Source organism: Halomonas sp. R57-5 (assembly GCF_900070345.1).
In the GTDB taxonomy this organism is placed as follows: Bacteria; Pseudomonadota; Gammaproteobacteria; order Pseudomonadales; family Halomonadaceae; genus Vreelandella; species Vreelandella ventosae_B.
Genome location: NZ_LN813019.1, coordinates 765,560 through 780,242, shown reverse-complemented (window position 1 = coordinate 780,242; position 14,683 = coordinate 765,560). Strand labels below are relative to the sequence as shown.

At 56.1% G+C, this 14,683-nt stretch carries 11 protein-coding genes; 7 read left to right on the top strand and 4 right to left on the bottom strand.

The features are described 5' to 3' along the window. The first annotated feature begins 110 nt into the window (after positions 1–110). Positions 111–323, top strand: a complete 213-nt coding sequence (locus HALO_RS03530) for a DUF1127 domain-containing protein (protein WP_035580898.1) — start codon at positions 111–113, stop codon at positions 321–323. Then, entirely contained in the window at positions 310–1,182 is an 873-nt protein-coding gene (locus tag HALO_RS03525; RefSeq protein WP_035580900.1) for a PhzF family phenazine biosynthesis protein, read from the top strand. The genes HALO_RS03530 and HALO_RS03525 overlap by 14 nt, the downstream gene beginning before the upstream one ends. Before the next feature lie 80 nt (positions 1,183–1,262). Here HALO_RS03525 and HALO_RS03520 read toward each other — a convergent pair whose 3' ends face one another. The 3 genes from HALO_RS03520 to HALO_RS03510 form a co-directional block, all read right to left on the bottom strand. Next, positions 1,263–1,661: an Hsp20/alpha crystallin family protein gene (locus tag HALO_RS03520; protein ID WP_035580904.1), complete on the bottom strand. Its 399-nt coding sequence runs from the start codon at positions 1,659–1,661 to the stop codon at positions 1,263–1,265. A 37-nt stretch (positions 1,662–1,698) separates the two neighbouring features. Then, on the bottom strand, positions 1,699–2,160 hold the full coding sequence (locus tag HALO_RS03515; protein ID WP_035580907.1) for an Hsp20/alpha crystallin family protein: 462 nt from the start codon (positions 2,158–2,160) through the stop codon (positions 1,699–1,701). Between the two features lie 202 nt (positions 2,161–2,362). Further along, positions 2,363–3,415, bottom strand: coding sequence for a class I fructose-bisphosphate aldolase (locus HALO_RS03510; protein WP_035580910.1), 1,053 nt, complete (start codon positions 3,413–3,415; stop codon positions 2,363–2,365). A gap of 294 nt (positions 3,416–3,709) precedes the next feature. On the opposite strand from HALO_RS03510, the gene HALO_RS03505 reads away from it, so the two are divergent. From HALO_RS03505 to HALO_RS03485, 5 genes are all read left to right on the top strand, one after another. Beyond that, a complete protein-coding gene (locus HALO_RS03505; protein ID WP_050713045.1) occupies positions 3,710–4,768 on the top strand; it encodes a FecCD family ABC transporter permease in 1,059 nt (352 codons plus the stop codon). Beyond that, a complete protein-coding gene (locus tag HALO_RS03500; protein WP_050713044.1) occupies positions 4,765–5,562 on the top strand; it encodes an ABC transporter ATP-binding protein in 798 nt (265 codons plus the stop codon). Before HALO_RS03505 ends, HALO_RS03500 begins: the two co-directional genes overlap by 4 nt. Before the next feature lie 9 nt (positions 5,563–5,571). After that, positions 5,572–6,702, top strand: coding sequence for an ABC transporter substrate-binding protein (locus tag HALO_RS03495; RefSeq protein WP_035580918.1), 1,131 nt, complete (start codon positions 5,572–5,574; stop codon positions 6,700–6,702). Positions 6,703–6,749: 47 nt separating this feature from the next. Next, positions 6,750–8,870 carry a TonB-dependent siderophore receptor gene (locus HALO_RS03490; RefSeq protein WP_050713043.1) on the top strand — a complete coding sequence of 707 codons (2,121 nt, stop codon included), beginning with the start codon at positions 6,750–6,752 and terminating at the stop codon, positions 8,868–8,870. 99 nt (positions 8,871–8,969) lie between these two features. Further along, a complete protein-coding gene (locus tag HALO_RS03485) occupies positions 8,970–9,524 on the top strand; it encodes a zf-TFIIB domain-containing protein (RefSeq protein WP_035580924.1) in 555 nt (184 codons plus the stop codon). A 114-nt stretch (positions 9,525–9,638) separates the two neighbouring features. Here HALO_RS03485 and HALO_RS03480 read toward each other — a convergent pair whose 3' ends face one another. Then, positions 9,639–14,558 (bottom strand): DNA repair ATPase, encoded by a 4,920-nt coding sequence (locus HALO_RS03480; protein ID WP_050713042.1) that lies wholly within the window; start codon positions 14,556–14,558, stop codon positions 9,639–9,641. Positions 14,559–14,683: the final 125 nt, after the last annotated feature.

Here is a 14,683-nt window from a genome sequence, read left to right as displayed (position 1 = left end):
TACAGAGGCATAACACGCCCTTCTGTATTCTAAAAACATTAAACTCTATATCTGTATTCAAATGATAGCACTGAGTAATCTGGTTGGGCATATAACACGGAGGATTAGCCATGCCACGCTTCAGCCTCACCCAGCTTCGCTATCAGCTAAGATCTCAACTGCGTCAGTACCGTCACTACCGCCGTAGTCGCCGCCAGTTACTGGCGCTTGATGACAGGCTACTTGACGATATCGGCATTGACCGTACACAGGCGCTCAAAGAGGGACATAAAGCGTTTTGGAAGCATACACCACTAGATAAGGGGCCTTATGAAAACCGCTGAGTATTACCTACTCGACGTCTTTACCGACCAGCCGTTTACTGGCAACCCATTGGCCGTTTTTCTAGAGGCTGATGGGTTGGCAGCCAGTACCATGCAAGCGCTGGCTAATGAGCTTAACCTGGCCGAAACGGTGTTTTTGAGCGCCGCCACTGGCCCAAATCACTACTCGATGCGGATTTTCACGCCGACACGCGAGCTGCCTTTTGCAGGCCACCCCACGGTAGGTACCGCGCATTTGCTCGCGGAACTGAGACTAGTAAACCGCGAACAAGGCGTTGTGCTACAACCCCCTATCGGCGAACTGGCGGTTAGTTATGACCACGGAAGAGCGACGTTTACCACCGCCCAGCCCGCAATATTGAAAGACAGCACGATTGACCGTATCACTGCCGTTGAACTACTTGGACTAGACATTCACCAGGTAATGGGTGATCCGGTAATTGCTTCCTTCGGACTGCCCTTTCATTTAATTGAATTAACTGACGTGGCAGCGTTAGAGAGCGTACACATCTCAACCACCACCTGGGCGAGTGCTGTTGTGCCTAGCAGTGCAGAGCAGATTTACCTGTATGTGATTGAACAACACGACGGGGCAGAGACGGTGGTTCGCAGTCGCATGTTCTGTATGCACGCCAGTATCTGCGAAGACCCCGCTACCGGTAGCGCCGCCGCAGCGTTGACGGGCTACCTGGCGTCACTGCAGCCAGACGCCTTGCACTGCAAGATTCATCAGGGTGTTGAAATGGGGCGGCCCAGCGTTATCCATACCGCCGCCAATGGCGAGATCAAGCCCGGCCTTGTGACGGTGGGCGGTAATGCAAAAGTGGTGGGCAAAGGCGAGTTTTACCTGGAACGATAGCCAACCGCCTCACAAAAAAGAGTGCCCGCCATTTTGCGGACACTCGGCTTTTTGCTCAGTTTTTACTCGGAGGCCAGGCCTCAGGCCGCCTGCACTTCGATACGGCGTGTGCGGTGGCTATCTTTCTTGGGCAGCGTTAGCGTCAATACGCCGTTGACGAGAGTGGCGCTAATGGCATCGCTGTCCACTTCGTGACTGAGGTTAAAACGCCGCGCAAAACGCTGGCCGCGAACCTCGGCGTGCAGCGCGCTCAGCCCTTCGGGCATACTCAGCGCTATCTCACCCTCCAAGCTCAGCACATTGTTGTCGAGCTCTATTTTCAGCGTTTCATTAGTCACGCCGGGCATATCCGCCACCAGTTTGAGCGCGTTAGACTCCTCAATAATATCCACCGCTGGCAGCAGGGTTTCTTGAGAATGTTGCTCCTCACCACGCTGTAAAAGCGGGGAGTGGTTGGATGAACGAACAACGTTATTCATGATTTATTCCTCCTTATTCAAGGTTAACAAACATGATTTACGCCGCCTGAACATCAATACGTCGCGGCTTGAGCTCTTCACGCTTAGGCAGCACGATCTCAAACACCCCATGGGCATGGCGGGCCTCAGCCCGCTCGGCATCTAAACCGTCGGGGAGCGCAATCGCCCTTACGAACTCACCGCTGGCGCGCTCACGGCGAAATATCGGGCGCGAGCTGCCATCCTCATTGCTTCCCGTTACAGCATCACGCTTGCCACGCAGCGTCAGCACATTATCTTGAACATCAATAGTGAGATCCGAAGGTGCCAGCCCTGCCGCAAACACGTAGACACGCACGGTGTCATCGCTACGCGCCACGTTGATCATGGGGAAACTACCTCGCGGCACCGCGCGAATATCCATCGCATTGCCGTCGGGGAAGAAGCCGTCCAGCAGTTGACTAAACCAGTCAAACTGTCGAGGCGAACCGGTTTCAAAACGCTTGAGATCATCGAACATATCGAACACTCCTACGTTAAGCAGACTGTGAGACTTGAGATAAGAGGCGGCCTCTTATCCACTCCACCGAAGCAGCCTCTACAGTTTGCAAAATAGGAGCGGTCAATCAATTTTCAAGGGCCTGGATGGCAAATTTTTTGGGCTTTTTAACCTGCCAAGGACAGCACATTAAGGCCGCTTTAAAAACCGATGCTCACAGCGGTCAAGCAACCGTAACGTCGGTAGAGAGATAGACATCCTGAATCGCATGCAGCAGCTCCACGCCTTCCTGTATCGGTTTCTGGAACGCCTTACGCCCCGAGATCAAGCCCATACCACCAGCCCGTTTATTGATCACCGCCGTGCGAACCGCTTCGCCAAGATCGGAGTGCCCTTTGGAGCCACCGCCGGAGTTAATCAAACCCGCGCGACCCATAAAGCAGTTAGCGACCTGGTAGCGGGCCAGATCGATGGGGTGATCCGTCGTCAGCTTGCTATAGACGTTATCGTGGGTATGCCCGAAACCGACCGCTTTGTAGCCGCCGTTATTCTCAGGCAGTTTCTGTTTGACGATATCCGCTTTAAGGGTTGCAGCCATGTGGTTGGCTTGGCTGGTGAGGTCGGCGGAGGCATGATAATCGGTACCATCCTGCTTGAAGGCCGGGTTGCGCAGATAGGCCCACAGCACTGTGACCATACCCAACTGGTGGGCCCGCTCAAAGGCCTCGCTGATCTCCATGATTTGCCGACGACTTTCATGGGAGCCAAAGTAAATCGTCGCCCCCACCGCCACGCAGCCCATATCGTGGGCTTGCTCCACATCGGCAAATAGCGTCTGGTCGTATATCGCCGGGTAACTCAGGGTCTCGTTATGATTCAGCTTCAACATCATCGGGATTTTGTGGGCGTAGCGTCGCGCCACGGAAGAGAGAACTCCAAGCGTCGAGGCGACGCCGTTGCAACCCCCTTCGAGGGCCAGTTCAACGATATTAGCTGGGTCGAAGTAGCGCGGGTTAGGCGCGAAGGAGGCGCCCGCCGAGTGCTCAATCCCCTGATCCACCGGCAACAGGCTGAGATAGCCAGTACCCGCTAAGCGACCATGGTTAAAAAAGCTCTGCATATTGCGTAATACCGCTGGACTGCGGTCGCTATCAGCCATGACACGGTCGATAAAATCCGGGCCCGGCAGATGCAAGTCCTCACGACTAACACCCTGGCAAGTGTGGTTAAGCAAACTATCAGCGTCACTGCCTAGCAGAGCGGCTATATCGGTCATGGTGAACTCCTTGATACTTGTCTGTAACAAAAGGTAAGTGTAGGCCAAATACTGCGTCAATAGCGTCTATCGCTTAAATAAAACCTATTCCTTCAGCAGAACCCTAGCCCTTCAATAGAACCCTATTCCTTCAATAGAACATAGAGGAAGCAGCACAGCAATCAGGCGACGCTAGGTTTCACTGCGGTTGACAAAACTACGACTAAAGGATGAAAATACAATCACGAATGAGTTTTAGTCGCAAACAAGACTAAGCCTGTTAACTTTGCGTTCTCACCTGGAAATACCTTCACAATGCCCGCCTCTTCGCCGCTTGCTGCTCCGTTGGCATCCACCTATCGGCGCTTTATTGTTACCCGTTTGCTGATTGTCGCAGGGTTAGCCATAGCGTTAGCGATATCGCTGCTCGCTGATATCGCCAGCGGCCCAGCGCATATTCCGCTTACTGATTTAATCGCGCTGCTGTTGGATGCCCATGCCCAAGAGCCCATTCAGCAGGCCATTGTCTGGGAAATCCGTATGCCTGCGGCGCTAATGGCAGTGCTAGTAGGCGCCACCCTGGGCCTGGCCGGTGCGGAAATGCAAACGGTACTGAATAACCCCTTGGCCAGCCCATTTACCCTGGGCGTTGGCGCAGCGGCCACGCTCGGGGCATCGCTGGTGATTGTTTTTAACCTCACCCTGTTTGGTTTAAATGCCCACTACGCCACCGCCTTAATGGCGTTTGTGTTTGCGGCGGCGKCGATTTTGACCATCAATGCGCTGTCGCGCCTTTATGGGGCCAGCCGCGAGATTATCGTGCTATTCGGTATTGCGCTGGTCTTTGTACTAAACGCTCTGGTCGCGCTTTTGCAGCTCATCGCCAGCCCTGATGCTTTACAACAACTAGTCTTCTGGACGATGGGCAGCCTATCCCGCGCTTCCTGGGAGACGGTAGCCATTGTGGCGGCGGTGCTGGCCGTTTGCCTGCCCTTCTCGCTGCGCAGCGCCTGGGCAATGACGGCACTGCGTTCGGGCGATGAACACGCCCGCAGCTTCGGCATTGCGGTTGAGCGGTTGCGCCTTATCTCGCTGCTTAGAGTGAGCCTACTTGCTGCTGCCGCGGTGGCGTTTGTGGGCACCATTGGCTTTATTGGGCTGGTGGGCCCACATATGGCCCGGCTGGCGCTGGGTGAAGATCACCGTTTCTMCCTGCCGGGCAGCGCCCTGGCCGGTGCACTGGTGCTTTCACTTGCTTCTATCGCCAGTAAAACGCTGGTCGATGGGCTGGTGTTGCCGGTGGGGCTGGTGACCTCGCTGGTGGGCATTCCCTTCTTTATGGCGTTGATCATGCTGCAGGGGCGAGCACGATGAAGGCAGGTTTTACACTCAGCAACGTCACGACGGGCTACCGCAAACGACGCGTCTTCGAGCAGCTAAATCTACCCACCCTGCCACCCGGTTCGCTGGTCGCGGTGCTGGGGCCCAATGCGGTGGGTAAATCGACCCTGCTAAAGGCCATCGCGGGCTTACAGCCAGCCACCGGACAAATGCAGCTTAATGATATCGACCTCGCCACCCTCAGCGGCGCCGCGCGGATGCGCCATGTGAGCTATCTACCGCAAACGCTCCCTCAGGCCACCACGTTAGTGGCCTACGAAGCTGTGCTAAGCGCCTGCCGTGCCGTACGCCCCGACCTAAGCCGTACAGAAATAGACGCATTAATCGAGCGCGTTTTCGATGCCCTGGCCATTCGTTCACTCGCCCTGCGCCCGTTGAGCGAMCTCTCCGGTGGCCAGCGCCAGATGGKGGGCCTGGCCCAGGCGATTGCCCGCCAGCCCGCGCTATTACTGTTGGATGAGCCCACCAGCGCGCTGGATCTGCGCTGGCAGCTGGCACTGATCGATACCGTGCGCGCAGTGATTGCAGAGCGTCAGGCGGTATGCCTGATGGCTATCCACGATATCAATCTGGCACTGCGCTTCTGCGACCAGGTGCTGCTGTTTGGCAACGGCGGTCTGCTGGCTGCCGGCGACCCTCACACGGTGATTACCCCCGACGTACTGCACGCCGCCTATGGCGTAGAGGCGCGGGTCGAACGCTGCTCGCTGGGGCGTCCGGTGGTACTAAGCGATCGCGTCAGTCATCTCTCTGCGAACACCCCCTAGGAGACCGACATGCGCCGCTTGGCTATTAATTTGCTGTGTTGGATGAGTTTGTTAAGCGCTGCCACATGCCCGGCAGGTGAGCCTCCGGGGAACTTCCCTAAACACGTCACCGATTTAGCAGGCCGTCAGGTGACGCTCTCAGCCCCGCCAACTCGCCTATTTCTTACCCAACCGCGCCAGCTGTATGCCTTGGCAACGCTACTGGATGACCCGACCCCACGCTTGGCGGGCTGGGCTTATCCCCTTACCGTGTTTGACCCCGCCATGGCACAACGCTTTGCCTCCCAGTGGCCTGCGCTAGACCGACTGCCAGCGCTCTCAAGCGCACCGACACCTCTGCTCGATAGCGAAGCGTTACTGAATCTGGCCCCGGACCTGGTGCTGTTTGATCTCTCACGCGCTAGCAGCGTGGAAGGCTCGCCCCTGGCGCAGTTACTGGACGAATTGGGCATTGCCTACCTGTTTATCGACTTTAACCGTCATCCGCTGGAGAACACGCCCAAAAGCCTTGCCCTTTTAGGCCAGGTATTAAACGCAACGCCCAGGGCCAGCGCGATGATTGCCCTGATTGAGCAGCGCTTGGCGCGTATCGACCGGCGCTTGGCAGACCTTCCTGCATCCCCACCCACCGTCCTCATCAATGTCGCCCCTGGGGTGAAAGTTGACTGCTGCCGCACCAATCTACGCAACGGACTTGCCGACTTAGTGGCCCGGGCGGGCGGCGATAATATTGCCGATGCCTTAGCCCCTGGCGCATCGGCGACGCTAAGCAACGAGTGGGTACTGAGCCACCCGCCCGAGGTCGTGATCAATACCGCGGGGCAATGGACAGCAGGAGATGGCATCAGCGTGGGACTTGGGATTAGCGATGCGGAGATTGCCCAAGACCTGCGCTCGCTTAGCCACGAACTGCCCGGCTGGCAGCATCTCGACGCCGTTCAGCAAGGTCAGTTCTACGCGCTCTGGCACGGCTTCCACCAAGGCCCCTTTGCCATTGTGGCACTAGAACGCATTGCCCAATGGCTCTACCCCGAACGCTTCGCCGACCTCGACCCGGCCGCTACCTTCGACGCGCTGCTGCCCGCCCCACCAGCGCTAAGCCGCGAGGGACATTTCTGGGGCGCACTCAACGCGCAATAACGCTTGCTCATTCCACCCACTGACGACAAAAAGGATCGATACCGCCCATGCTCCGCTCTCGAACCATTGCMCTGTTTTCGCCGCTGCTACTGCTGAACCCGCTGCCCTATGCCTTCGCGCAACAAGCCAACGAGATCACTTCAGAAACAGTTTCAGAAACACTGATCGTCACTTCGGATCGCCTCACTGACGTGGCCCCGCAGAGTTATCGTGCCCAGCGTTCTAGTTTGGCCAGCAAACAGCCGGTGTCGTTTCTGGAAGAAGCCCGCACCGTAGAGACAGTCACCGCCCAGGTGATGGCCGATCATAATATCGACAGCCTCACTGAGGCGATGGCGATGGTCGCAGGGGTCACCGAAGGCAACAATATGGGTGGCACCGAAGACGGCTTTATCAAACGCGGTTTCGGCAGCAACAGCGATGGTTCGACGTTGATCGACGGCATTCGCCAGCCCCGGGGCACCTTCTCCATGGCAACGGTGGACCATGTCGAAGTACTCAAGGGGCCAGCCTCGCTCTTTCAAGGCCAGCAGGATCCTGGCGGGGTGATCAATCTGGTCACCAAACGCCCTGAGTACGAGTGGCAGCGCGAAATCAGCGCCGAAGCCACCTCCTTGGGCGGCGGCAATGCCAGCGTGGATGTCACCGGCCCGCTTGCCGATACCGGGCTGGCCTTCCGGTTTATCGTCCATCATGAAGATGAAGACTCCTCACGCGCTTTTGGCAATGATCGACGTACGATTATTGCCCCTTCGCTGCGCTGGGAAGGTAGCGACAGTCGTGCGCAGATCTCCTATGAGTATCGCGACTACGACTTAGACTTGGATCGCGGCACGGTGATCATTGACGGCGAACCCGCCAATATATCCCGTAAGCAGCGCCTTGATGAATCCTGGTCACGGGTATTCGGTCACGACGAAGCCGTCACCGCCTGGTGGGAACRGGATATCAACGACGACTGGTCAACAAGATTGACCTACGGCTGGAACCGCCGCCAGTACAGCGATGGTCAGCCGCGGGTACTGCGTGTGAATGAAGACACCGGCGCGCTAACCCGCCGTGCCGATGCTAACTACGGCTTTGACCGCCGCGTGCAATATACCGCCTGGGATACTACCGGCACCGCCACCCTGGCAGGCATGCGCCACGATCTCACTATCGGTGTGGATCATGAACGCCAGCGGGATTATCTGGCCGAGGTGTATCGCGGTACAGCGGTCACCGACCAAAATGTATACGAGATGAGCTACGGCGGTCTAAATCTGGATAGCGATAGCCTTAACACCTCGCGAAGCAACCGCTTGGATGAGATTAATACGACCGGCGTTTATCTCAATGACCGCTGGCACTTCAATGACCGCTGGACGCTGGGGCTAGGCGGGCGCTACACCCACTACGAGCAGTTTGGTGGCCGTGGCCGACCCTTCGTAACCGCCACCGATATCAGCGACGATATTTTTCTGCCTTCGGTCAGTTTGCTGCATCGCCTGACTCCGAATACGTCGGTTTATGCCAGCTATAGCGAGGCTTTTGTGCCCAATGGCGCCGACAGTGATACCGGTAAGACGTTGGATCCCGAGCACAGTATGGGCAGCGAAATTGGTGTGAAGCACCTGTGGAACGACCAGTTCTCGTTAGCCGCTGCGCTATTTGATATCCGTAAAGAGAATGTCGCTGTTTCCGACAACGGCGTCACCCGCACAGTAGGCGAAGCGGGCTCACAGGGTGTGGAGCTAACGGTTTCCGGCCAGTTGACCGATCAGCTTTCGCTACTGGGTGCTTACGCCTACACAGACACCGAAGTGCTCAAAGATACCGAAGGCACCCAGGGCAACCGGCTGACCAACGCCGCACGGCATACCGCAAGCCTTTATTTGGCTCACGACCTGAATACCAGCCCGGCACTGGGCAACTGGCGCCTGGGCGGCGGGGTTCGTTATGTGGGTGAGCGCGAAGGCGACGCTGACAACAGCTTCCAGTTAGACGCCTACACCGTCGCCGATACCTTTATCGGCTGGGATACCCCCTGGCTGGGCGACAACTTACACCTGCAGCTCAACGCCAAGAACCTGTTCGACACTACTTACTATCCCTCCAGCGGAGGCAGTACGCGGGTAGTGGTCGGCGACCCGCTGGAAGTTAGCCTTCTAGCGTCGGTAAGGTTTTAAGTATTATTTTCTCGGCGCAACAACTTGCTCTTAATTAATCTTTGTGACAACTTTTATATATGAGAAAGATATCATGAACTTAACACTAGGAACGCGCCGATGAAATGTACCGCATGCCAGCAAGGGAACTTAGTCCCCAGCTTTCTTGATGCCCTTTTCCGTAGTCATACTTGCAATAACTGCGGCGGCAACTGGATCTTGATTGAAGATTACATTAGCTGGAAAGAACGTCACCCCGAACATGTATTTGATGATACTGGTGTCGAGAGCGTTGAGGCGGAAGATACGGTAGGCGCACTGATTTGCCCGGTGACCGGCGGCATTATGAGCAAGTTTCGAATCGCCAAAGATAATGCTCATCGGATCGACTATAGCGCTCGTGTAGGCGGTGTGTGGCTGAATAAAGGCGAGTGGGAAATGCTGATCGCCGAAGGGCTTGCGGGTAACCTTAACAGCATACTGACAGACTCCTGGCAAAAGCGGATACGTCAGGAAAAAACCAGTGACACCTTTGAGCAGCTCTATCGCAGCAAGTTTGGTGATGCTGACTACCAAAAGGCCTGTGACGTGCGTGAGTGGCTGCACAACCACTCTCAAAAAGCCGACTTACGCGCTTTCTTAATGGCAGAAAACCCTTACTCGGCTGTTGAGTGAGTGCTTTTAGATAAATGATTAGTCAGCCGCTGATAACCAGCGGCTGATTTTTAACAATTAAGTATCTCCAATCAATAACTCATGATTAATGTTCGGGTAGTTCTTCCAGCAACATTAACCATCCTCCGACCTTACCTTCCCCCATTGACCAACCCCCTCCGCAATTAAGCTTAATTGACGCACCACTAGGGCACCGGTCTCTTCATTGCCTCCGGTTAGTTGCCGACGTTGGAACTCACGCTTAATCGCTTCCCAGCGCTGTTTTTCTTCCTCGCTCAAGGTGCCTCTAAGCTCTTTCAGCTTGAGTAGATTCTCTTCGGCACCCTGGGTGAGTAGTTGCGCTTCGCCGACATAGTGGTCGTCAATAATGGCTTCAAGCTCGTCGTTGCTAAGTATCGGCGACATTTTTTCAGCCAACCGATTCATATTGCGGTAGCTGCCCTGTAGGCGGAACGGCGGCTCGGTGCGGTACTCGTCAGCCTGGGCGCTGGAGGCGATATACTGCTGATTCACGCGCAGCACCACTTCTCGGGCTTTAAACATATTCTTCAGCACCGCGACGATCTCTTCACGCTCTGCGGCGCTATAGTCGTGTTCAAAGTCGGTGCTTGGCACCTCGCGGCCCATGGCGATATCCACAAAGCGGTAGAAATCGTCCATGCCGCGTGTGGCCAAAGAGGCGAGCACCGTATTGGCACTCATGGCATTCTCGATGTAGGAGAGCGCAAATACCTCCTCCATGCCACTCAACACATCGCCCAGGTTATAAACATCGGCGCGGTTGGCCAGCATATCGGGCACTTTGAACACGTCGCCGCTTTCGGTGTAGGGGTTACCCGCCATGGCGATGCAGAAGCGCTTACCGCGCATATCGTAGGTCTTGGTGCGCCCGTTCCAGATACCGTCAACCCGCCGGCTGCCGTCGCATAGCGAGATAAACTTCTGCAAAAACTCCGGATGCGTATGCTGGATATCATCCAGATAGAGCATGACGTTGTTGCCCATTTCAAACGCCAGATTCAGCTTGATCAGTTCGGCCCGGGCAGTGGAGTGCGTGGCGGCCTCAGGATCCAGCGAGGTCACATCGTGACCAAGGCTGGGGCAGTTAATCTTCATAAAGATCAGCCCCAAGCGGTTCGCCACATACTCCATAAGCGTGGTTTTACCGTAGCCGGGCGGGGAGATCATCATCAGCAAACCGCTATTATCCGTGCGCCGCGTATCACCTACCGTGCCCATCTGTTTGGCTAGGTTATCGCCAATGATGGGTAAGTAGCTTTCGGTAATCAGCTTATTGCGCACAAACGAGTTGAGTGGCTTCGGCAGGTACTCTTCGAGCCGCAACCGCTCCCGCTGCTCGCGTAAAATCAGCTGGCGACGCTCTTGTAACGCCGTCCAGTCGCGTATAACGACCTGCTCGTGGTGGCGCAGCCGCTCCTGAAAGTCGTCGAGCTGAAGCGTGAGCTCTTGCTGTTCAAGACGTCCGTGCTGGCCCAGCAAGCCGATAATGATGAAGGCTAGCTCAACATTATGGGTGGCGGTGCTTAGCCGGTCAGCCGTGTTGAGCATGGCAATCGCTTCAGGCAGGTAGTGCAGCAGCGCCTCTTGCTTGGCCTGCCCCGCGTGGGCCTGCAGCCAGTGGGAAGTGATCACCCAGCGGGCGCCGGGGTTACCCGCAACCACCGCCAAGGCCTCTTGAAAGTGTACGTAGTGGCCCTGCTGCTGCATGGAGGTGGTAAAGCTCTCCACCAGGCTGGCGGCGTACTGGGTGACCGGAAAACGTTCGCCCTCTTCAGCCAACTGGCGCACCAGAAAGTCAGTGGCACTGCTTATCTGACTCACCGAGCACTTGATCTGTTGGGCCGATACAAAAGCATCAAGCTGCGGCTGTACTTCCTGGATCAAGGCGTTTAGCAGATCGTCGTTATTMATAATGCGGCATAGAATGCCTGCCGATAGACAGCGAGCGCGCAGGTTACGGGTCGCGTCTTCATCGTGAATGCGATCGGCCCAGAACAGCATCGCCAGCGCCCGGGGCAGCGGCCCAAACCCTAGCAAACCAGCACTTTGGCGGGCTGGCCACAAGGTGCGTACGATCAGTGCAGCGTCGTGATCGTGAATGCCTTTTTCGTAGCTTTCGCGGTAGCGCGGCGAGGCAAAATTGGCAATCTGACGCTGAAGCTCGCTGAAATCTTCCACATTAATCGGCTTAGCACCGGGCTTCGCCAACTCGTCCATAAAGCGATAAGCAAGATACTCGGCGCGATAGACTGCGGGGCTTTCCGAAGGCAGCAGCATACTCCAGTAGTCTTGCAGCTCGGTCAGCCTCTCATCCTCAAGCGGCTCGTAATACTGCGTGCCCGTCAGATGCAGCATGATGCGCTCTTGGCGAGGCACCAGGGTTAAGTCGAGATGCTGCTGGTTGACGCTGAAGCGGTGGCGTGGCCCCAGGCGTATAACATCACCACCGGATTCATAAATATCGGAACGGTCACGCACGCTACGCATGGCGGCGTCTTGGGAGGAGCGCAGGCGTCCGGCGATATCGTCCGCCTCAAGATTGCCGCCCATATTGCGCAGCTCATCGATCATGCTGCGCACTTTGCCGACCATGGCATCCGCCGCGAAGAAGCTATGCAGCTCTTCGAGGGTTTCAAAGCGCTCTGTGCGGCGCTCCACATTGGCCAGAATCCGCTGGCTGGCGTCCGTTAGGGTAGAGACGCGACGTTGACGCTCATCCTGCAGCTGCTGGCGGCGTGCTTCGATGCTCTCGTGGGCACTTTCACGCTGCTCAAGAATGGTGGTTAAAAATTCATCAAATTCGCCGAACTGACTCTCCAGTTCCTGGAGTTGATCGAGGATACGCGTCATCAGCTGGTCGCAGTCATCAGGTTCCCGCAGCGCGCCAACACCATTAGCCAGGCTCTGCTCAAACAAGCGAATCTGGGCCGCAAACTGCGCCTGAGCCTCTGCGCTCCCCTGCTCTCTTAAACGGATCTCCGCTTCGGAGCGCTGCTGATTAATCGAGGCGTAGATGCTGGAGATGTTCTCGGTAATCCGCGTCTGCTCAATAGCATCGCCGCCGGACATCGACGACAGCAGCCCTTGAATCATATCCAGGCCCGCGGTTAATTCGCGATAACGCTCCACGCACTCCGCCAACTGCTGGCGATTCTCTGCCTCACCCACCTGCTCTTTCAACGTCGCCAGGGTTTCCCGGTAGCCATCCAGCGCTTCTGGCTGAGCAAGAAAGCTAAAGGTCTGCTGGGTCAGCGATTGTTCCGCTTTATCCAGCGCTTGCTCTAACGTTTGCAGGCGCTCTTCATCCAGATAGCGTCGCTCACGCAGCGCCATTAGCCGCCCACGATGGTCGCGTAAATGTTTCAGGTAGGTAACGAATAGGTCGGGGGTTTTCCAACTACTGGGCTTGAGCTCCCGCAGCAGCGTCGCCTGCTGTTTTTCAACCTCGTCTAGCGCCTGGGCTGTCTGGGCACGAATCGCCTGGACTTTCTCATACTCATCGAGCATCAGTTCAGCGGTGTGCTTTAGCTGTTCAAGCGCGGCGTGAATGGTTTCAAAGTCAGCTTCACCAATCCAGTGGAACTGGTTCAGCGTGCGGTCAACCCGCCGGATGATGGCGTTAAAGTGGCGTTCTGATGCCTGCTGCTCGTTAGCGAGCTGCACGATGCTATTGAGCTCGGCAATGCCGCGTACTAGATCCGGGTTACCAATTCGGCCTAGTGGCGTGTCGTTACGCACCGCATCCTGGGCATGGAAGCGCTCCGACATAAAGGGCGTCGCCCATACCTGGATAGGATGAACCAGCGTAGGCTCGTCTTCAGCGTAAAAAATCGCTAGGTGACCGTTTTCAAGTATCGCCGCCCCGTGCCCCACCATGGGGGTATCGACCTGCTTGCGGATCAAGTTGTAGCGATAAAGCACTACCTGCCCGGTTTGCGGCGCATAAAAAGTGTAGAGAACATCTTCGCCGTTTGGCGAGCGCACCATACGTTTGAAGCGCAGGTCTTCCTCGGGTACTTCGTAGGTGGTCAACTCACCCGTATTTAAGTAGTAGCCTGAGGGAAAAATCAGGCCGTGGTTTTCCGGCAGCTCAACGACGGAGCCCGCCATGGCATCGACACGTTTAACGTGCTGCTCAGCACGGTTGAAAAGGTAGTAGCGCCACTGTTGCTCATTGAAGGGCAAAATACGAATCAGCACCACCGCACCAAGATCAGCATATTCAAAGCTGGCATCGTCCAGCGACTGGGAGTCTGACTCCACTGGGTCGCTAAAGACACCTTCGCCGCTGCTGGTGTTGTTCTCAATCTTGAAGGTAATGTGTCCGCGCAGGTTGTCCACGAAGACGGTATCAAGGATATTCAGATGGGGCGCGCGACCCTGCTCCTGCATATCCCGGCCTGCGGTTTGCCAGGAGAAAGCAAAGCGGTCAGGAAAGATCAGGTCGCGCTCGCCGCGATTATCGATATAGCGGCTCACCTCACCGCTGGCGGCTAAATCCCAACGGAAGACGCGCAGGTCGCTAAGTTTTTCACCGATTTGAAAAGCAATTAGCAGCTTATTGTTAAGGGTGACCAGTTGAACCAGCGTGGCATGGCTGTAGTATTTCTGGAGTTCTTTGAAATCCTGAACAAAGCGGCTCTCGGTGAGGAAGCTATTCGCCGTTGGCGCTTCACTTAACTCAAGCCCCTCTTCATCATCTTTGAGGTGGTAGAGCGCAAAAATATCGCTCGCTTCCAGTTCTTTGCGCAGCCCTAATTGAACATTAAAGCCAAACAAAATTTGCTCGCCAATGCGTACCATATCGCGAGCAATGGCGTTATTTTCGGTTCGAACACGGGCCCTACCCAAAAGCGCCATGCTACTGCTACCGAAAACGTCAGCGCGGGCGTCATTCAGTTTACTGATCGACGCGCCCAGTTCGCCGCCCTGGGTTCTCAACCGCCGCTGTATCGTCTCGAACGCGGTGCTTTCTCTGACGATATTTTCAACCGAAGCATGCTCCTTCGACATAGGTATTCATCCTGAAAAGTGCTCACTAGAAATAGCAAAGACCGCAATGGGGTGACGATTGCGGTCTTGGAAAGGTGTCACCGGCCGCTTGTAACGACGTAGGCCGAGACTCTCTGCATAGAGAG